Source organism: Burkholderia sp. NRF60-BP8, from assembly GCF_001522585.2.
In the GTDB taxonomy this organism is placed as follows: Bacteria; Pseudomonadota; Gammaproteobacteria; order Burkholderiales; family Burkholderiaceae; genus Burkholderia.
On sequence record NZ_CP013373.1, the window covers coordinates 1,785,072 to 1,802,784 of the forward strand.

The window sequence follows — 17,713 nt, forward strand, 5'->3', positions numbered from 1 at the left end:
TGCCCGGGGGCGAGCGGGCGGCCGGATGAAACGCGGAGTGGAACACGGTACCATGCCGTTTTTCGCCATGCGGACGGCCGCATCGGCGCTTTCGGGGCCGCGCGGCGACACGATGAAATCGAACGATGGGGAAGGGTGGATGACGGCGTGGCTGACGGTAGTGGGCATCGGCGACGACGGTTACGCGGGGCTCGGACGCCACGCGCGGCGCGCGCTGCTCGACGCGACGCGCGTGGTCGGCGCGAAACGGCATCTCGACATGCTGCCCGCACGGCTGCGCGCGACGCGCGAAGCATGGCCGTCGCCGTTCGACCTGTCGGGGCTGCTCGCACGCCGCGGCGCGCCCGTGTGCGTGCTCGCGAGCGGCGACCCGATGCTGTTCGGCGTCGGCGCGACGCTCGCCCGTGTGCTTTCTCCCGACGAATGGCGCGTGCTGCCCGCGCCGTCGTCGCTGTCGCTCGCGGCCGCGCGCCTCGGCTGGGCGCTGCAGGACGTGGGCGCGGTCTCGCTCGTCGGGCGGCCGCTCGCGACGCTGGCGCGCCATCTGCTGCCGGGCCGGCGCCTGTTCGTGCTGAGCGCCGACGGCCGCACGCCGGCCGCCGTCGCGGCCGAACTCGCCGCCCGCGGTTTCGGGCCGACGCGCGTCAGCGTGTTCGAACACCTCGGCGGCCCGCTCGAGCGACGGATCGATGGCCTCGCGCAAGACTGGAACGTCGACGAAGCCGCCGCGCTCAATCTCGTCGCGCTCGACTGTCAGGCGGGCCCCGACGCACCGCGCCGCGCGCTCACGCCCGGCCTGCCCGACGACGCGTACCGTCACGACGGCCAGCTCACCAAGCGCGACCTGCGCGCGATGACGCTCGGGCGACTCGCGCCCGCGCCCGGCGAACTGCTGTGGGACGTCGGCGCCGGCAGCGGCTCGATCGGCATCGAATGGATGCGCGCGCATCCATCGTGCCAGGCGATCGCGATCGAAGGGCATGCGGAGCGGCAGCGCTTCATCGAACACAACCGCGAGACGCTCGGCGTGCCGGGCCTGCAACTCGTCGCGGGCCGTGCGCCCGCTGCGCTCGCGGGGCTCGCCGCGCCCGACGCGATCTTCATCGGCGGCGGCGCGACGGCGCCCGGCGTGCTCGACGCGTGCTGGGCGTCGCTGAAACCCGGCGGGCGGCTCGTCGCGAACGCGGTCACGCTGCAGGGCGAGATGGCGCTCGCCGCGTGGCGCGACGTGCACGGCGGCACGCTCACGCGCGTGTCGCTCGCGCATGCCGAACCGCTCGGCCGCTTCGACACGTGGCGACAACCGCTGCCGGTCACGCTGTACGACGTGCGCAAGCCCGACGCGGCCGATACGGCCGGCTCGTCGACCCCGTCGAATCCGTCGAACGCAACGGACGCGTGATGCGCGACGAAACGCCCGAACAGCCCGCGCCGCTGCGCTTCGGCTACACGACCGGCAGTTGCGCGACCGCGACGTCGCTCGCGGCCGCGCGACTGCTGCTCGCGGGCCACGCGGACGACGCGGTCGAGATCGTGCTGCCGAAGGGCCAGCGCGTGATGATGCGGCTCGAATTCTGCCGCGCCACGGCCGACGGCGCCGAAGCCGGCACGATCAAGGATGCCGGCGACGATCCGGACGTCACGCACGGCGCGCTGATCTTCGCGCGCGTCGCGCTCGCGGCGGCGTCCGGCGTGCGCTTTCATGCGGGGCCGGGCGTCGGCACGGTCACGCGGGCGGGGCTCACGCTGCCGGTCGGCGAGCCGGCGATCAACCCGGTGCCGCGCCGGATGATGACCACGCACCTGGAAGCGCTCGCCGCCGAGCACGGCTACGCGGGCGGCTTCGACGTGACGATCGGCGTCGACGGCGGCGAGGCGCTCGCGCTGAAGACGATGAACCCGCGCCTGGGCATCGTCGGCGGGCTGTCGATCCTCGGCACGACCGGCATCGTGCGGCCGTTCTCGTGTTCGGCCTATATCGCGTCGATCCATCAGGGCATCGACGTCGCGCGAGCGAACGGCATCGCGCACATCGCCGCCTGCACCGGCAACGCGAGCGAGGACGCGATGCGCGCGCACTACCGTCTGCCCGACATGGCGCTGATCGAGATGGGCGACTTCGCGGGCGCGGTGCTCAAGCACCTGCGGCGCGCGCCGGTCGCGCGTCTGTCGATGTGCGGCGGCTTCGGCAAGCTGAGCAAGCTCGCGGCCGGCCATCTCGACCTGCACAGTCGCCATTCGAGCATCGATCTGCCGCTGCTCGCGCAATGGGCGGCCGAAGCCGGCGCGAGCGATGCGCTGCAGGCCGCGATGCGCGCCGCGAACACGAGCCAGGAAGCGTTGAAACTCGCGCAAACCGATGGCGTGCCGCTCGGCGATCTCGTTTGCGCCCATGCGTTGCAGGTGGCGCGCGACATCGTGCCGCCGTCGGTCGCGGTCGAGATGTTCGCGATCGACCGGCAGGGCCGCTTCGTCGGGGAGGCGCGATGAGCCCGCGCATTCTGCTGCTCGGCGGCACCGGCGATGCGCTGAAAATCGCGCGTGCGCTCGGCCCGCATCATGTTTATAGTCTCGCCGGCCTCGGCAAGACGCCCGACGATCTGCGCTGCGACGTGCGCGTCGGCGGTTTCGGCGGCGCAGCCGGGCTCGCCGCGTATCTTCGCGACGCCGGCATCGGCCTCGTGATCGACGCGACGCATCCGTATGCCGCGCAAATCAGCGCGAACGCCGCGGCGGCGACGCGCGACGCGGGCGTGCCGCTCTGGGCGCTGCGCCGCGCGCCGTGGACGCCGCAACCGGGCGACGACTGGCGGATGGTCGACGACTGGGCCGGCATCGAGGCCGCGCTCGCGCCGTTCAGGCGCCCGCTGTTCACGCTCGGCCGCGAACCGCTCGCGCATCTCGACACGATCCCGCCGCACCAGTTCTGGCTCGTGCGCTGCCTCGACGCGCATCCCGGCAACGCCCGCGCGCAGGTCGTCGCCGCGCGCGGGCCGTTCACGCCCGACGGCGAGCGCGCGCTGTTCGCGCTGGCGGGGATCGACGTCGTCGTCAGCAAGAACAGCGGCGGCGCGGCCACCGAGGCCAAGCTCGACGTCGCACGCGAACGCAGGCTGCCGGTCGTGATGCTGCGCCGGCCGCCGCTGCCCGATGCCGACCGTGCGTTCGACTCGGTCGCGGCGCTCGTCGACGCACTCGATCCGGCCGCGCGCGCCTGACGCGACGCAGCGGTCATCCCACGAATTGACGGAGAAATTTCGATGACGGTGTATTTCATCGGCGCCGGCCCCGGCGACCCGGAGCTGATCACGGTGAAGGGCCAGCGCCTCGTGCGCACGTGCCCGGTGATCCTGTATGCGGGCTCGCTCGTGCCGGCCGCCGTGCTCGACGGTCATCGCGCGGAGCAGGTCGTCAACACGGCCGAACTCGACCTCGATGCGATCGTCGCGCTGCTCGCCGCCGCGCATGCGAAAGGGCAGGACGTCGCGCGCGTGCATTCGGGCGACCCGTCGCTGTATGGTGCGATCGGCGAGCAGATCCGCCGCCTGAAAGCGCTCGGAATTCCGTACGAAATCGTGCCGGGCGTGACGGCCACGGCCGCGTGCGCGGCGGCGCTCGGCGTCGAGCTGACGCTGCCCGGCGTCGCGCAGACGGTGATCCTCACGCGCTTCGCGGGCAAGACGACGATGCCGGAAGGCGAAGCGCTCGGCTCGCTCGCCGCGCACCGCGCGACGCTCGCGATCCATCTCGGCGTGCGCCATCTCGCGCGCATCGTCGACGAAGTGCTGCCGCATTACGGCGCCGATTGCCCGGTGGCGGTGATCTATCGCGCGAGCTGGCCCGACGAGGAGCGCGTGACGGGCACGCTGGCCGACATCGTCGGCAAGGTGCAGGGCACGCAGATCGAGCGCACCGCGCTGATCCTGATTGGCCGCGTGCTCGACGCCGACGGGTTCGCGGATTCGACGCTGTACGCGAGCGCGGGCTGAACGCGCCCGCGCCGTGGAGCCGGGTATCTGGACGGGCCGCGAGGATATTGCCGGTGCGAGCATGCCGGGGACGACACCGGGCATGCAGGCACCCGCGCCGCTGGCCCGCGGCGTCGCTCAGGCCCGCGCGACGTGCCGCACCAGTTTTGGCGCAAACCCGGACGCGAGCACGAACAGCACGACACACAGGCACGCCATCGCGATCCATGCGGGCGTCAGGTCCGCGAGATGCTGGCGCACGATGCCGGCCGCGAATGGAAACAAGCCGGCGATCAAATAGCCGACACCCTGCACGAACCCCGTTAGCGACGCGGCATCAGCCGGCGTCGCCGCATGGTCGACCGTAACGATCAGCGACAGCGGAAACAGTGCGCCGATTCCCGCGCCAAGCAGCAGCGCGGCCGGCAGCGCGAGCGCATCGGGTGCGGCCAGCATCACCAGCAACCCGACGCATAGCGACGCGATCGCCGCATGCAGCGCGGGCCGGCGATCAGGCAGATGGTCGATCGTCGCGGAGATCGTCAGCCCCGCGACGACTTCCGCGAGCGTCACGCCGCCGAGCAGGCTGCCCGCCGCGGTCGGCGACCAGCCGAGCCGCATGTAGTACGGCGGCAGCCATGCGAGCACGAGCGTGTAGGCGCCCGTCGCGATGCCGAAGAACAGCGCGAGTCGCCAGGCGCGCGGCGAACGCGACGGCCGCGCGCCCGATCCGGATACCGGCCCGCCGGCCAACGCGTCGCCGCCACGGCTCGCCAGCGGCCACGCCAATGCGGCGAGCGCCGCCGGCAGCGCCCAGCCGGCGAGCGCGGCAAGCCAGCCCCAGCGCGCCGCCGCGAACGGCGCGACGACGCTCGCGAGCACCGCGCCGCCCATGATCGACGTCGAGTAGACGCCCATCGCACCGCCGATGCGCGTCGCGAAATGCGCCTTCACGAAGCCGGGCAACAGCGCCTGCACCATCGCGATTCCGACGCCCGCGCAGCACGCGCTCGCGAGCAGCAGCCATGCGTGCTGCGCGCCGACGCGCGATGCGCAAGCCAGTCCGATCAACGCGACGCCGAGCCACACGCCGCCCGCGATCCCGGCGATGCGCTGCAGGCGCCGCGCGCCCAGCGCGCCGAACCCCATCAGCAGGATCGGGATCGTCGTCAGCAGGCTCGCCGCGCCGTCGCCGATACCGGTCGTGCGCTGGATCATGTCGAGCAGCGGACCGATCGCGGCGAGCGCCGGCCGCAGGTTCAGCCCGACGAGCACGATCGCGGCGAGCCGCCATCCGGGGGAAGTGAAGCGATTCATCATCAGCTGCTCCGAGAAACCCCGCCATTGATGGCGGGAAAGAAAGGCGTACGGTTGACAGGCAGCTTCTTCCACAGGTTAGGATCACCTGCATGATCCTTGTCTACCGCTACCGGGTGAAGTCGCTCAACGGACTGCTTGGCAAGCAGAGCCGTGCGGTGAACTACGTCTGGAACTTCTGCAATGACACGCAGAAGCACGCGCTCAAGTGGAGCAAGAAGTGGCCGACGGGATTCGATCTGAACGTGCTGACGACCGGCAGCAGCAAGGAACTCGGCATTCACTCCGGCACGATCAACGCGACGTGCGAGCAATATGCGAAATCGCGCAGTCAGCACCGTCGGCCCTACCTGCGCTATCGCGGCAGGAAATCGCTGGGCTGGGTGCCGCTGAAGGGGCGTGACCTGAAGCGCGAGGGCGACGCGTTCCGCTTTGCCGGCAACACGTTTCGCGTGTTCAACAGCCGACCGCTTCCCGAAGGCAAGATCAAGGACGGGACCAACTTTGCGCAGGATGCACGCGGCAACTGGTTTCTCGACATCGTGATCGAGATGCCGGATGTGGAGGCCCGATCGATCCGCTCTGGTGTCGGCATCGATCTCGGCCTGAAAGACTTCGCCACACTTTCGACCGGCGAGAAACTGCCCAACGACCAATTCGGCAGACGCGCGGCGGAAAAGCTGGCGAAAGCCCAGCGAGCGCGAAAGCACAAGCGGCATATCGCGAAGCTGCACGCCAAGGTCGCGAATGCCCGTGCCGATTTCCAGCACAAGCTCGCGCTCGATCTGGTGCGGCGGTTCGATTACATCGCGGTCGGCAACGTATCTGCCGTCAAACTTGCCAGAACCAGGATGGCGAAGAGCGTCTACGACGCATCCTGGTCGTCCTTCCGAAACAAGCTCCGCTACAAAGCGATCGCGCACGGGGCCACGTACAAGGAAGTCGACGAAAGCGATTCGACCCAGTCCTGTTCGTCGTGCGGGTCGAAAGACAGCACGATGCGGCCGAAAGGTATCGCGGGACTGCGAGTAAGAGAATGGGCCTGCAGTGAATGTGGTGTCGTACATGATCGTGATATCAACGCTGCGCTGAACATTCTCCGATGCGGACGTGCATCGCCAGGTGTGGGAATCCCCTCCCTTTAGGGAGAGGAGGGCGTCAATGCAAGCCCTCGATATCGGTGCGCGGCTGCCCGCGAGGCGTCGCGCGTTTTTCAGGTAAAGTATCTCGACATCAAGATAAATGGTGATTTATCTCGACGTCAAGATAACTGGCAAGCCGAGGAGGGTTAATGGATCGAGCCGAGCATGCGCTCGCGCAATGGCGCGCCCAGCGTCCGGATCTCGACGCGACGTCGATGGTCGTGATGGGGCGGCTGCAGGAAGCCGCGCTCGTGATCGCGCGCGACCGTCTCAATCCGCTGTTCGCGCGCTACGGCATGCAGCCGGGCGAATTCGACGTGCTCGCGACGCTGCGGCGCAGCGGTGCGCCGTTCGCGCTGACGCCGACCGCGCTGTACGACGCGCTGATGATGTCGTCGGGCGGGATGACCGCGCGCATCGACCGGCTGCAGAAGGCCGGCTGGGTCGAGCGCCGGCCGAACCCGGCCGACGGGCGCGGCACGCTGGTCGCGCTGACCGACGCCGGGCGTGCGCTGATCGACGAAGCGGTGGTCGCGCACATCGACAACCAGCGCGATCTGCTGGCCGCGTTGTCGGCGGCGGAACAGGCGCAGTTGTCGGAACTGTTGGGCAAGCTGCTGACCGGGCTGGAAAATCCTTCACCGGAAGCGCGCGGCGGAAAGTAGCGCCGCCGGATGCGTGATGCCGGCGCACCGCGCGGGCAAAAAATGCCCGCCGCGCAATGCGGCGGGCCTGGCTCGAGCAGCGCGCAGGCCGCACACGGCGAGCCCGCGCTGCTGCCTGGTCTTAATCGCGCGCCGGGATATTGAGCCCGCGTGCGACGGCCGGCCGCGCAACGAACGCGTCGAGCGCCCGCTTGACGTGCCGGAATTCGCTGAAGCCGACCAGTTCGCCCGCCTCGTAGAAGCCGACCAGGTTGCGCACCCACGGGAAGATCGCGATGTCGGCGATCGTGTAGGAATCGCCCATCACCCACTGGCGGTTCGCGAGATGCGCGTCGAGCACGCCGAGCAGGCGTTTCGATTCGGCGACGTAGCGGTCGCGCGGGCGCTTGTCCTCATAATCGCGGCCGGCGAACTTGTGGAAGAAGCCGACCTGGCCGAACATCGGCCCGATGCCGCCCATCTGGAACATCACCCACTGGATCGTCTCGTAGCGGCCCGCGAGATCCTTCGGGATCAACTGGCCCGTCTTGTCCGCGAGATAGATCAGGATCGCGCCCGATTCGAACAGCGGCAGCGGCTGGCCGTCGGGGCCGTTCGGATCGATGATCGCGGGGATCTTGTTGTTCGGGTTCAGCGACAGGAACTCGGGCGACATCTGGTCGTTCGTGTCGAAGCGCACGAGGTGCGGCTCGTACGGCAGGCCGGTTTCCTCGAGCATGATCGACACCTTGACGCCGTTCGGCGTCGGCAGCGAGTAGAGCTGGAGACGGTCGGGGTGCTGGGCCGGCCACTTGTGCGTGATCGGGAAGGCGGACAGATCGGGCATGAAGGTTCGCTCGTCGAAGTGAATGATCCGCGCCCGCCCGTGCCGCCGCGCTCGCGCACGGTTCGCGGCGCGGCGGCGGGGCGGGGCGCGCCGAAAGCGCCCACTGTAGCCGATCCGGGAAATCGATGCAGGGGCCGGTCGGCCGCCGCCTGTTCGGCGTGATAGCCGCCTCGGTATCGCTCACGATGCCATGAGACACGACGAGCAACGCGTCTCCGTCGGCCGACGGACCGCATACGGCCCCGATACACGTTCGTCCTGCATCGAGATACGACGTCCTAACACGCGGCAGGAGCCGTTCCGCCAACCCGACTCAATCGCGCGGCACGCGATTCGTCGACGAAACGGAAGCTTTTTGTCAGGGAAAGTCCCGCCCCGGATCCCGTGGTTTTTTGTTGACCGACATCGTATAACGCCGTCATGATTTCCTGACAAGAAAGGTCCCATCCACCGACCGAAGTGAGGAGACATGAACACCACCCCGATCGCTCGCCGTGTCCGCCGGATCGCCCTCGCACTGGGCTTCGCGCTGTCGGCCGCCGCAGCCGTTGCCGCCCCCGTATCGCTGAACATCGTCGACGTCGCAGGCAACCTGCAGCTCACGCAGAAGGCCATCGAGGCGTTCAAGGAGAAGAATCCGAATCTCGTCGCGAACGTCACGTTCACGAACGCGCCCGCGCCGCAGTTGCCGGGCAAGATCAAGGCGATGCAGGCGGCGGGGCGCTCGGACATCGACCTCGTGCTGACGGGCACCGACGCGCTGGCCGCCGGCATCGAGCAGAACCTGTGGCAGAAACTTCTGCCCGACAACGCGGCCGCCTTCCCCGGCGTACTCGACAAGTACGCGCCCGGCCCGCGCAAGATGCAGGATCTCGCGCAGGGCTTCGGCCTCGAGGTCACCTACATGCCGGCCGGCCCGCTGCTCGAATACAACCCGGCGAAGGTGAGCGCCCCGCCGAAGACGCCCGATCAACTGCTCGCCTGGTGCAAGGCGCACCCGAACAAGCTGATCTATGCGCGCCCGGCAAACTCGGGCCCCGGCCGCACGTTCCTGATGGGGCTGCCGTACGTGCTCGGCGACAAGAATCCGCAGGACCCGATCAACGGCTGGGACAAGACCTGGGCGTTCCTGAAACAGTTGAACGACTGCGTGCCGTACTACCCGGGCGGCACGTCGGCGGTGATGAAGGAACTCGGCGAAGGCACGCGCGACATGACCGTGACCGTCACCGGCTGGGACCTCAACCCGCGCGCGCTCGGCATCGTGCCGGCCGAATTCAGGATCCAGGCGTTCGACGACATGACGTGGGTCAACGACGCACACTACATGGTGATCCCGAAGGGCGTGCCGAAGGAAAAGCTCGACGTGCTGTTCAAGCTGATGAATTTCCTGCTCGAACCGGCGCAGCAGGCGATGACCTACGACGACGGGTACTTCTATCCGGGGCCGGCGGTGAAGGGCGTGACGCTCGAGATGGCGCCCGCGCACAGCCAGGAAGTCGTGCGCAAGTTCGGCCGTCCCGAATACGCGAAGCTGCTCGCCGATCGCCCGCACGTGCAGCCGCTCAGCGCGCAGGCGATGGTCGCCGCGTTCCAGAAGTGGGACCGCGAGATCGGTTCGCAGAAGTCGAAGTGACGGCTGAACCGGCGGGCGCCGCGGCGCCCGCGTCGATGGAGTTCGTGGAATGAAGCACGGTTTCGAACGGCTGCGGCTCGACGGCGTGTGCCGCAGTTTCATCAATGCGCAAGGCGCACAGGTCGCCGCGCTGAACGGGCTCGACCTCGAGATCCGGCGCGGCGAGTTCATCGCGCTGCTCGGCCCGTCGGGCTGCGGCAAATCGACCGCGCTGAACTGCATCGCCGGCTTGCAGCCGCTCACGCGCGGCGGCATCTGGCTCGACGACACGCGCATCGACGTACTGCCGCCCGAGCGTCGCGGCTTCGGGATGGTGTTCCAGAACTACGCGCTGTTTCCGCACATGTCGGTGCTCGACAACGTCGGCTTCGGCCTCAAGATGCGCGGCGTGCCGAAGCAGGAAATGCGGCGGCGCGCGCAGCAGGCGCTCGAGCTCGTGCAACTCGTCGGCCACGAAGGCAAGCTGCCCGGGCAATTGTCGGGCGGGCAGCAGCAGCGCGTCGCGATCGCGCGCGCGATCGTGATCGAGCCGCCGCTCGTGCTGATGGACGAGCCGCTGTCGAATCTCGACACGAAACTGCGCATCGAGATGCGCGCGGAGATTCGCCGCATCCACACGCAGCTCGAACGCGCGACGATCTACGTCACGCACGATCAGGACGAAGCACTGTCGATGGCCGACCGCATCGTCGTGATGAAGGAGGGCGTCGTGCAGCAGGTCGCGTCGCCGAAGGACGTGTACACGCGCCCGCACAACCTGCATGTCGCGCGCTTCATGGGCTATCGCAACGTGCTGCCGTTTACGCTCGAAGGCATGGCCGGCGATCGCGTGAGCGTCGCGTCGGGCGGCGTGCGCCTCGCGGGCGTGCCGATGGCCGGCTTCGACGCGAAGGACGTCGTGGTCGCGCTGCGCCCCGACGACGTCGAGCGCGCGGAAGAAGGCGCCGACAATGCGTTCGACGCGACCGTCGAGACCGTCGAGTACGGCGGGCGCGACTCGCTGATTCGCGCGATCACGCCGTTCGGCGCGATTTGGGCCCGTATGGCCGGCGAGTTCGCCGAAGGCGAACCGCTGCGGCTGCGCGTGGCGCCGGCCCGGACGCTGGTCTATCCGGGAGACGTGCAATGAACGGGCTGCGCAAAGTAGCATGCACGGCGGCATCTCGAGCGGAGGCCGCATGAGCACGCTCGCGACCGGCAGCGCGCCGCGCGACGCGAAAGCGTGGCTCGTCACGCCGGCGCTCGCGTTCATCGCCGCGCTATTCATCTATCCGTTCGCGTACGGTCTCGTGCTGTCGTTCCAGCCGATGAACGGCGGCGGCGCGCTCGCGAACTACGTGCAGTTCTTCACCGACACCGCCATGTGGCCGACCGTGCTCGTCACGCTGAAGCTCGCGGTGCCGGCGACGCTGCTCAACGTCGGCATCGCGGTGCCCGTCGCGTTCGCGCTGCGCCGCAACTCGCCATACCAGAAGTTCGTCACGACGCTGCTCGTGATTCCCGTCACGCTCGGCACGGTGCTCGTCGCCGACGGAATGCTCACGTATTTCGGGCCGAACGGCTGGTTTCCGCAGGCGCTGCAGGGGCTGCACCTGTACACGGACGAAGTGCGCCTCACGCACAACTACTGGGGCGTGCTGCTGTCGCTGATCGTGTCGGGCTTTCCCTTCGCGTTCCTGCTGATGCTGTCGTACATCAGCGGCATCGACCCGACGCTCGCGCGCGCGGCCGCGACGCTCGGCGCGAACCCGTGGCAGCAGTTCCGGCAGATCTACCTGCCGCTGCTCGTGCCGGGGCTCACGATGGCCGCGTGCCTGTCGTTCGTGCAGGCGTTCTCGGTATTTCCGTCGGCCGTGCTGCTCGGCGCGCCGGCCGGGCCGACACGCGTGATCTCGATCGCGGCGGCCGAAGCCGCGTTCGAGAGCTACGACTATTCGCTCGCGTCGGCGATTGCGATCGTGATGGGCTTCGTGCAGTTGCTGGTGGTCGCGTCGATGCTCGGCGCGCGCCGCTTCTTCTATACGGGCGCGGTGACGGGAGGCAAGGGCTGATGGCGACCGACGATCATGCCGCTCGCACGTGGCCGCCGAAGCACGATGCACCCGACGCGCGCCCCGTCGACACGGGAAAACCGCACAGGATGAGAAGCAATCTCGCCGGCCGCGCATGGAAGGCGCTCGTGTGGGCGCTGATGGCGTTCTTCCTGCTGAACGTGATGCTGCTGATCGCGACCGTCGCGGTGAATTCGGTCGCGACGCGCTGGTTCGGCACGCCGTTGCCGCAGGGCTTCACGCTGCACTGGTATGCGAAGGCGTGGGAAGACTTTCAGCTCGCGAGCGTGCTGTGGGTGACCGTCGAAGTGGTCGGCGCGGTCGTGCTGCTGTCGATCGCGCTCGGCGTGCCGGCCGCGTATGCGCTCGCGCGCGTGCAGTTTCGCGGCAAGCGCTTCGCGCTGCTGGCGTTCCTGCTGCCGCTGATGGTGCCGCCCGTCACCTACGGGATCCCGATGGCGACCGTGATGTACAAGATCGGGCTCGCGGGCACGCTGCCGGGCGTGATCCTCGCGAACCTCGTGCCGGCGCTGCCGTTCGTGATCCTCGTGATGACGCCGTTCATCGAGCAGATCGATCCGAATCTCGAAGCCGCCGCGCGCATCTTCGGCGCGAACACGTGGCGCTATTTCCGTTACGTGCTGCTGCCGCTGCTGGTGCCGGGCATGCTCGCGGCCGGGCTGCTCGTGCTGGTGCGCACGATCGGGATGTTCGAGCTGACGTTCTTCACCGCGGGCCCGAGCACGCAGACGCTCGTCGTCGCGCTGTATTACGCGGTGTTCTCGACCGGCGTGCGCGCGCCGCAGTCGATCGACGCGATGGCGATGATCTACATGGCCATCACGCTCGTGTGGGTCGTGATCGCGCTGCAGTTCGTCAGTCCGACCCAGCTCGTGAGTCGCGTGAAGCAGGAGCGGCAGTAGGCGAGGGCGCCGTACGATCGCATGAAGCTGCCGGCAGCGTGCAATTGGTTACAAATGGATACCGCGCACGACACGCGGACGTTGCAGACTACGCGGCGTTCCCCCGATCGACGGATATCCATGAAGGTTCAAACGCTGCTGACACTCGCCGGCGCCTCGACGCTGCTGGTCGCCTGCAACCTGCTTCACGACGGCCCCGGACCGAGCGACGTCGACGCCGCCGTGCGCCGCGCGCTCGAAGCGGAAAACCACGGCGGCCTGAACGCGCTGTTCGGCCAGCCGCTGCCCGTGTCGGCCGACGTCGTGTCGGCGAAACCCGATGGCGACTGCAAGAAGCTCGGCGATCGCACGTATTCGTGCGACGTCGTGGTCACGTGGCGCAACGCCGATTACGCGCCGTCGCGCGCGAACCTGACCTTCGTGAAGGCGGCAGACGGCTCGTGGCAGACGTCGGGCGTCGACGCGGCGATCGTGACGGGCACCGCGAAGTCGCTGATCGACCGTATCGGCAACGCGTGGCCGAGCAACGCGGCGAGTGGCGCGTCCGCGCCGCAGTAATGCGCGGGCGGCAAGCCTTCGTTCTCTTCCCCGGATAGGCGGCGCGGGCCTTGCCGGCCGCAGCGCCGCGCTTCCCTCGATAAAAAGGGCGCGAGCATCGCGCCCATCTCGTTCGAACGCATCCTCGGTATGCAGGCAGGGTTATAGGGAAAACCCTTATCTCAAGGTATAATTTCGGCCATGAGAGAAAGGTCATACCATGCCTGAACGCTTCCAAACCCTTGAAAAATTTGTGTTTTCCATCGTCGTGATGTCCGCCGTCGTGTGCTCGGCCTTCCTCGCGTACGAGCGTCATCCCGAGATCAAGATCGCGCTGCACGAAGGCGAAGCGCTGATGCGCGAGAGCGCCAGGTACTCGGTGATCTGCTCGCCGTCCAAGGTCGATCCTTGCGTCGAGATGTCCGCTTACTGAGCCGGAGCCGCTTTTCCGCTCGCCGGACTGGCCCGGCATCGCCGCCGGTCGGAGTGCGTTGAAGCAGCGTCCATCCGGTATTCGGAAACCGGCCGCCAGACAGGGCGGATGCACGAACCCGTTACGTGCCGAGTCGCTGGCGTAAGCAGCCCCACATCCGGTCGGCCCCGCTTCGAGCAATCGAGCGGGGCCGTTCCGTTCGTGCGTGTCACACGACATGCCGCGGCTCGCCGCCGACGAACGCGGCGACGTTGTCCACGAGCTGATCGGCCAGCGCCTGCATCGCCTCGTCGCTCGCCCATGCGACATGCGGCGTCAGGATGAACGCCGGGTGCGACAGGATCGCGTGAAACGGATGCGCGTCCGGCAGCGGCTCCTGCGTGACCACGTCGAATCCCGCCCCCGCGATCTGCCCCGACTGCAGCGCATCGACGAGCGCGCGTTCATCCACGAGGCCGCCGCGCGCGGTATTGATCAGCAGCGGCCGGCGCGCCATCCGCGCGAATGCGTGTGCATCGATCAGATGCCGCGTCGCGGGTGTGAGCGGGCAGTGCAGCGTGATCACGTCGCTGACGCGCAGCAGCGTGTCGAGCGGCCCATAACCGTCGCCGGCCGCGTCGCCGTGCGCCGCGAACAGCACGCGCATGTCGAGCGCACGCGCGATGACGGCCACCGCACGCCCGAGCGCACCGTCGCCGACGATCCCGAGCGTCGAGCCGGCCAGGTCGCGAGTCGGATGATCGAAAAAGCAGAACTGCCCGCTGTCGAGCCAGCGCCCCGCGCGCACCGCGTCGCGATAAGCGACGACGCTGCGGCGCAGCGCAAGGATCAGCGCGAACGTGTGCTCGGGCACCGTGCGGACCGCATAGCCACGAATATTGCTCACGACGATCCCGCGTGCCGCGCACGCATCGAGATCGACGATGTCCGTGCCGGTCGCGGCGATCGCGATCATCCGCAACTGCCGCGCGTCGGCGAGGGCCGCCGCGTCGAGGCGCGCCTTGTTGGTCACGACGATGTCGGCGTCGCGGATGCGCGCCGCGACCTCGTGCGCGGCCGTCCGGTCGAATGTCCGCACGACGTGCGGAAACGGAAACGGCTTCAGTACGATTTGCGGCGACAGCGTCGCGCGATCGAGAAACACGATCTTCGCGGGAGAGGAAACGGAAAACATGGCGGGTCTCGCTGACAGGCGCCCGGCGGCGCGGAACGGATCCGATTCTGCCGGCGCCGCGCGCACCGTCGTTTGACCGTTGGGCGAGCGCGCTTTCCCGTCTGGAAAGGCCGGCTACCCACACGCGCCGGCGTCGCGCTCGCGCCGTCGTCCACCTTTTCCGTTTCGGAAAGGCTGGTTGACCATCGATCGATTTTCGCGGTGCGCGAACGCCGTCATGATCGCCGTCATCGACAACACGATTTCATCGGAGACAGTCATGACACGTCCGCTGGACGGCATCCGCGTGCTGGAACTCGGCCAATTGATCGCCGGGCCGTTCGCGGGCCGGATGCTCGCCGAATTCGGCGCGAACGTCATCAAGGTCGAGCCGCCCGGCGTCGGCGATCCGCTGCGCAAATGGCGGCTGCTGCACGACGGCACGTCGGTCTGGTGGGCCGCGCAATCGCGCAACAAGACCTCGGTCACGCTCGACCTGCGCACGCCCGAAGGGCAGGACGTCGTGCGCCGCCTCGTCGCCGAAACCGACGTGCTGATCGAAAACTTCCGGCCCGGCACGCTCGAAGGCTGGGGGCTCGGCTGGGACGCGCTCTCCGCGATCAACCCGGGGCTCGTGATGCTGCGCGTGTCGGGCTTCGGGCAGACAGGCCCGTATCGCGACCGCCCCGGCTTCGGCGTGATCGCCGAGGCGATGGGCGGCCTGCGCCACCTGACCGGCGAGCCCGGCCGGACGCCGGTGCGCGTCGGCATCTCGCTCGGCGATTCGCTGTCGGCGCTCCACGGCGTGATCGGCGTACTGCTCGCGCTGCGGCATCGCGAACGGCAGGGCGGCAGCGGGCAAGTCGTCGACGTCGCGCTGTACGAATCGGTATTCAACATGATGGAGAGCCTGCTGCCCGAATATGCGGCCTTCGGCGCGGTGCGCGAGCCGGCCGGCAGCAGCCTGCCGGGCATCGCACCGACCAACGCATACCGCTGCCGCGACGGCAGGTACGCGCTGATCGCCGGCAACGGCGACAGTATCTTCCGCCGCCTGATGGAACTGATCGGCCGGCCCGATCTCGGCAACGATCCGGCGCTCGCGCACAACGACGGGCGCGTCGCGCAGGTTGCGCGCATCGATGCGGCGATCGGCGAATGGAGCGCCCGCCACGACCTCGACGACGTGCTCGCCGCGCTGCACGACGCGCGCATTCCGTCCGGGCGCATCTACGACGTGGCCGACATCGCGGCCGATCCGCACTACCGCGCGCGCGACATGATCGTCGACGCCGAGCTGCCCGACGGCACGCCCGTGCTCGTGCCGGGTATCGTGCCGAAACTCGACGCCACGCCCGGGCGCATCGAGCGGCCGGCGCCCGCGCTCGGCGCGGATACCGATGCGGTACTCGAATCGCTCGGCATCGATGCGGCGACGCGCGACGACTGGCGCACGCGCGGCGTGATCTGACACAGCCACCGGGACGAACCCATGACCCACCCTACGCAACGCATCCATCTTCACGAAGTCGCGACCCGCGACGGTTTCCAGAACGAAGCGGCGTTCGTCGACACCGACGACAAGATCGCGCTCGTCGACGCGCTGAGCGCGTGCGGCTACGCAAAGATCGAGGTCACGTCGTTCACGTCGCCGAAGGCGATCCCCGCGCTGCGCGACGCGGAGGCCGTGATGCACGGCATCGCGCGCGCGCCGGGCGTCGTCTATACGGCGCTCGTGCCGAACGTGCGCGGCGCCGAGCGCGCGCTGTCGTGCGGCGTCGACGAAGTGAACCTCGTGATGTCGACGAGCGAGAGCCACAATCGCGCGAACCTGCGGATGACGCGCGAGCAGTCGTTCGCGCAGTTGCGCGACGTGATCGACGCGGTGCGCGGCACGGGTGTCGCGATCAACGTGTCGCTGTCGACCGCGATGGGCTGCCCGATGGAGGGCGACGTGCCGGCCGAGGCGGTGCTCGCGTGGATGCAGCGCTTCGCGGATCTCGGCGTGGACGGCTTCACGCTGTGCGACACGACGGGCATGGCGTTTCCGTCGCAGGTGCGCGATTTGTCCGGACGAGCGCGCGCGCGCTTTCGCGCGCTGCAGCTCACGCTGCACTTCCACAACACGCGCGGGATGGCGCTCGCGAACACGCTCGCGGCGCTCGACGCCGGCATCGACCGCTTCGACGCGTCGCTCGGTGGACTCGGCGGCTGCCCCTATGCGCCGGGCGCGACCGGCAACGTCTGCACGGAGGAACTCGTGCACATGCTCGAACTCGACGGCTACGATACGGGCATCGACCTCGCGGCCGTGCTCGTCGTGTCGGCACGGCTGCCCGCGCTGATCGGGCATGACGTGCCGAGCCAGATCCTGAAGGCCGGGCGCCGCTCGGACCTTCATCCGCCGCCGCGCGCCGCCGCCGGCGACATGCCCGCGCAACGCGCTTTCTCGTGAACAGGAACAGGAGCGAATTCCATGGCGCTGATTGACCACCTCGACCATCTGGTGCTGACCTGCGTCGATCCGGAACGGACGAAGCATTTCTACACCGAGGTGCTGCAGATGCAGCTCGAAACCTTCGGCGCGGGCCGGCTCGCGTTCCGTTTCGGCAACCAGAAGATCAACCTGCACGTGCGCGGCGCGGAATTCGAGCCGAAAGCGCACGTGCCGGTACCCGGCGCGCTCGATCTGTGCTTCATCGCGTCGGTCCCGCTCGACGACGTGATCGCGCACCTGCGGCGCGTCGACTGGCCGATCGTCGAAGGGCCGGTCGAACGCACGGGCGCGACGCAGAAGATCCGCTCCGTCTACGTGCGCGATCCCGACCTGAACCTGATCGAAATCTCCGAGCCGATCTGACGCACGCGGTTCGGCCGCCCGCGCGAGCGCCGGCGCACGGCGCCGCAGTACTTCGCCGAAAGCGGACACGCACGCGCCGCGCCCGCCGATTCCGGATAGCCGTGCACGGCCGCGCTGCGGATAATGGCGCAACGGCGTCGGCCCGGCCGCCGCCTTCGCCGCGCGCCGGCCCCCCGCCGCGCGCATCCGCAACCCGCTCCAG

The 17,713-nt window shown here is 68.8% G+C and carries 19 protein-coding genes; 15 read left to right on the forward strand and 4 right to left on the reverse strand.

The genetic code is table 11. The features are described 5' to 3' along the window. Positions 1-139: 139 nt before the first annotated feature. The 4 genes from WS54_RS21635 to cobM are packed head-to-tail and all read left to right on the forward strand — an operon-like array spanning position 140 to position 3,989. Positions 140-1,402, forward strand: coding sequence for a bifunctional cobalt-precorrin-7 (C(5))-methyltransferase/cobalt-precorrin-6B (C(15))-methyltransferase (locus WS54_RS21635; RefSeq protein WP_034207903.1), 1,263 nt, complete (start codon positions 140-142; stop codon positions 1,400-1,402). Then, positions 1,402-2,490 (forward strand): cobalt-precorrin-5B (C(1))-methyltransferase, encoded by a 1,089-nt coding sequence (locus WS54_RS21640; RefSeq protein WP_059785756.1) that lies wholly within the window; start codon positions 1,402-1,404, stop codon positions 2,488-2,490. The genes WS54_RS21635 and WS54_RS21640 overlap by 1 nt, the downstream gene beginning before the upstream one ends. Continuing rightward, a complete protein-coding gene (locus tag WS54_RS21645; RefSeq protein ID WP_034207318.1) occupies positions 2,487-3,218 on the forward strand; it encodes a cobalt-precorrin-6A reductase in 732 nt (243 codons plus the stop codon). The genes WS54_RS21640 and WS54_RS21645 overlap by 4 nt, the downstream gene beginning before the upstream one ends. A 42-nt stretch (positions 3,219-3,260) precedes the next feature. Beyond that, complete coding sequence (gene cobM, locus WS54_RS21650) at positions 3,261-3,989, forward strand: precorrin-4 C(11)-methyltransferase (RefSeq protein ID WP_059785759.1); 729 nt, start codon at positions 3,261-3,263, stop codon at positions 3,987-3,989. Positions 3,990-4,106: 117 nt separating this feature from the next. Here the strand turns inward: cobM and WS54_RS21655 are convergent, their stop codons facing one another. Then, positions 4,107-5,285 carry an MFS transporter gene (locus tag WS54_RS21655; protein WP_059785986.1) on the reverse strand — a complete coding sequence of 393 codons (1,179 nt, stop codon included), beginning with the start codon at positions 5,283-5,285 and terminating at the stop codon, positions 4,107-4,109. Positions 5,286-5,377: 92 nt separating this feature from the next. Between WS54_RS21655 and WS54_RS21660 the strand changes: the two genes are divergently transcribed. Both WS54_RS21660 and WS54_RS21665 read left to right on the forward strand, forming a co-directional pair. Beyond that, positions 5,378-6,430, forward strand: coding sequence for an RNA-guided endonuclease InsQ/TnpB family protein (locus tag WS54_RS21660; protein ID WP_059785763.1), 1,053 nt, complete (start codon positions 5,378-5,380; stop codon positions 6,428-6,430). Positions 6,431-6,576: 146 nt separating this feature from the next. Next, the gene (locus WS54_RS21665; RefSeq protein WP_059785766.1) at positions 6,577-7,092 is read left to right on the forward strand and encodes a MarR family winged helix-turn-helix transcriptional regulator; all 516 of its coding nucleotides are present in this window, start codon (positions 6,577-6,579) and stop codon (positions 7,090-7,092) included. A 121-nt stretch (positions 7,093-7,213) separates the two neighbouring features. Here WS54_RS21665 and WS54_RS21670 read toward each other — a convergent pair whose 3' ends face one another. Beyond that, the gene (locus WS54_RS21670) at positions 7,214-7,918 is read right to left on the reverse strand and encodes a glutathione S-transferase N-terminal domain-containing protein (protein WP_059785768.1); all 705 of its coding nucleotides are present in this window, start codon (positions 7,916-7,918) and stop codon (positions 7,214-7,216) included. 469 nt (positions 7,919-8,387) lie between these two features. Between WS54_RS21670 and WS54_RS21675 the strand changes: the two genes are divergently transcribed. From WS54_RS21675 to WS54_RS21700, 6 genes are all read left to right on the forward strand, one after another. Continuing rightward, on the forward strand, positions 8,388-9,554 hold the full coding sequence (locus WS54_RS21675; RefSeq protein WP_034207323.1) for an ABC transporter substrate-binding protein: 1,167 nt from the start codon (positions 8,388-8,390) through the stop codon (positions 9,552-9,554). A 49-nt stretch (positions 9,555-9,603) separates the two neighbouring features. Next, the gene (locus tag WS54_RS21680; protein WP_059785771.1) at positions 9,604-10,683 is read left to right on the forward strand and encodes an ABC transporter ATP-binding protein; all 1,080 of its coding nucleotides are present in this window, start codon (positions 9,604-9,606) and stop codon (positions 10,681-10,683) included. Positions 10,684-10,732: 49 nt separating this feature from the next. Beyond that, positions 10,733-11,605 (forward strand): ABC transporter permease, encoded by an 873-nt coding sequence (locus tag WS54_RS21685; protein WP_059785987.1) that lies wholly within the window; start codon positions 10,733-10,735, stop codon positions 11,603-11,605. Continuing rightward, positions 11,605-12,528, forward strand: a complete 924-nt coding sequence (locus tag WS54_RS21690) for an ABC transporter permease (protein ID WP_034207325.1) — start codon at positions 11,605-11,607, stop codon at positions 12,526-12,528. The genes WS54_RS21685 and WS54_RS21690 overlap by 1 nt, the downstream gene beginning before the upstream one ends. A gap of 120 nt (positions 12,529-12,648) precedes the next feature. Further along, positions 12,649-13,086: a hypothetical protein gene (locus WS54_RS21695; RefSeq protein WP_059785773.1), complete on the forward strand. Its 438-nt coding sequence runs from the start codon at positions 12,649-12,651 to the stop codon at positions 13,084-13,086. Positions 13,087-13,285: 199 nt separating this feature from the next. Next, positions 13,286-13,498, forward strand: a complete 213-nt coding sequence (locus WS54_RS21700) for a hypothetical protein (RefSeq protein ID WP_059785775.1) — start codon at positions 13,286-13,288, stop codon at positions 13,496-13,498. A gap of 208 nt (positions 13,499-13,706) precedes the next feature. Here WS54_RS21700 and WS54_RS21705 read toward each other — a convergent pair whose 3' ends face one another. Together WS54_RS21705 and WS54_RS33755 are read right to left on the reverse strand one after the other, a co-directional pair. Continuing rightward, positions 13,707-14,672: a D-2-hydroxyacid dehydrogenase gene (locus WS54_RS21705; RefSeq protein ID WP_059785778.1), complete on the reverse strand. Its 966-nt coding sequence runs from the start codon at positions 14,670-14,672 to the stop codon at positions 13,707-13,709. A 114-nt stretch (positions 14,673-14,786) separates the two neighbouring features. Continuing rightward, positions 14,787-14,933, reverse strand: a complete 147-nt coding sequence (locus WS54_RS33755; RefSeq protein ID WP_155294451.1) for a hypothetical protein — start codon at positions 14,931-14,933, stop codon at positions 14,787-14,789. On the opposite strand from WS54_RS33755, the gene WS54_RS21710 reads away from it, so the two are divergent. The 3 genes from WS54_RS21710 to WS54_RS21720 are packed head-to-tail and all read left to right on the forward strand — an operon-like array spanning position 14,932 to position 17,511. Continuing rightward, the gene (locus WS54_RS21710) at positions 14,932-16,122 is read left to right on the forward strand and encodes a CaiB/BaiF CoA transferase family protein (protein WP_059785989.1); all 1,191 of its coding nucleotides are present in this window, start codon (positions 14,932-14,934) and stop codon (positions 16,120-16,122) included. The genes WS54_RS33755 and WS54_RS21710 overlap by 2 nt on opposite strands. Before the next feature lie 21 nt (positions 16,123-16,143). Further along, a complete protein-coding gene (locus WS54_RS21715) occupies positions 16,144-17,106 on the forward strand; it encodes a hydroxymethylglutaryl-CoA lyase (RefSeq protein WP_059785780.1) in 963 nt (320 codons plus the stop codon). Between the two features lie 21 nt (positions 17,107-17,127). Beyond that, positions 17,128-17,511 (forward strand): VOC family protein, encoded by a 384-nt coding sequence (locus tag WS54_RS21720; RefSeq protein WP_034207330.1) that lies wholly within the window; start codon positions 17,128-17,130, stop codon positions 17,509-17,511. Positions 17,512-17,713: the final 202 nt, after the last annotated feature.

What these genes read in the sequence shown, in the direction of transcription:
- WS54_RS21665 (WP_059785766.1), top strand. Translation starts at nt 6,577, where the DNA reads ATGGATCGAGCCGAGCATGCGCTCGCGCAATGGCGCGCCCAGCGTCCG.
- WS54_RS21640 (WP_059785756.1), top strand. Translation starts at nt 1,402, where the DNA reads ATGCGCGACGAAACGCCCGAACAGCCCGCGCCGCTGCGCTTCGGCTAC.
- WS54_RS21720 (WP_034207330.1), top strand. Translation starts at nt 17,128, where the DNA reads ATGGCGCTGATTGACCACCTCGACCATCTGGTGCTGACCTGCGTCGAT.
- WS54_RS21715 (WP_059785780.1), top strand. Translation starts at nt 16,144, where the DNA reads ATGACCCACCCTACGCAACGCATCCATCTTCACGAAGTCGCGACCCGC.
- WS54_RS21695 (WP_059785773.1), top strand. Translation starts at nt 12,649, where the DNA reads ATGAAGGTTCAAACGCTGCTGACACTCGCCGGCGCCTCGACGCTGCTG.
- WS54_RS21705 (WP_059785778.1), bottom strand. Translation starts at nt 14,672, where the DNA reads ATGTTTTCCGTTTCCTCTCCCGCGAAGATCGTGTTTCTCGATCGCGCG.
- WS54_RS21655 (WP_059785986.1), bottom strand. Translation starts at nt 5,285, where the DNA reads ATGAATCGCTTCACTTCCCCCGGATGGCGGCTCGCCGCGATCGTGCTC.
- WS54_RS21675 (WP_034207323.1), top strand. Translation starts at nt 8,388, where the DNA reads ATGAACACCACCCCGATCGCTCGCCGTGTCCGCCGGATCGCCCTCGCA.
- cobM (WP_059785759.1), top strand. Translation starts at nt 3,261, where the DNA reads ATGACGGTGTATTTCATCGGCGCCGGCCCCGGCGACCCGGAGCTGATC.
- WS54_RS21635 (WP_034207903.1), top strand. Translation starts at nt 140, where the DNA reads ATGACGGCGTGGCTGACGGTAGTGGGCATCGGCGACGACGGTTACGCG.
- WS54_RS21660 (WP_059785763.1), top strand. Translation starts at nt 5,378, where the DNA reads ATGATCCTTGTCTACCGCTACCGGGTGAAGTCGCTCAACGGACTGCTT.
- WS54_RS33755 (WP_155294451.1), bottom strand. Translation starts at nt 14,933, where the DNA reads ATGACTGTCTCCGATGAAATCGTGTTGTCGATGACGGCGATCATGACG.
- WS54_RS21700 (WP_059785775.1), top strand. Translation starts at nt 13,286, where the DNA reads ATGCCTGAACGCTTCCAAACCCTTGAAAAATTTGTGTTTTCCATCGTC.
- WS54_RS21645 (WP_034207318.1), top strand. Translation starts at nt 2,487, where the DNA reads ATGAGCCCGCGCATTCTGCTGCTCGGCGGCACCGGCGATGCGCTGAAA.
- WS54_RS21690 (WP_034207325.1), top strand. Translation starts at nt 11,605, where the DNA reads ATGGCGACCGACGATCATGCCGCTCGCACGTGGCCGCCGAAGCACGAT.
- WS54_RS21710 (WP_059785989.1), top strand. Translation starts at nt 14,932, where the DNA reads ATGACACGTCCGCTGGACGGCATCCGCGTGCTGGAACTCGGCCAATTG.
- WS54_RS21670 (WP_059785768.1), bottom strand. Translation starts at nt 7,918, where the DNA reads ATGCCCGATCTGTCCGCCTTCCCGATCACGCACAAGTGGCCGGCCCAG.
- WS54_RS21685 (WP_059785987.1), top strand. Translation starts at nt 10,733, where the DNA reads ATGAGCACGCTCGCGACCGGCAGCGCGCCGCGCGACGCGAAAGCGTGG.
- WS54_RS21680 (WP_059785771.1), top strand. Translation starts at nt 9,604, where the DNA reads ATGAAGCACGGTTTCGAACGGCTGCGGCTCGACGGCGTGTGCCGCAGT.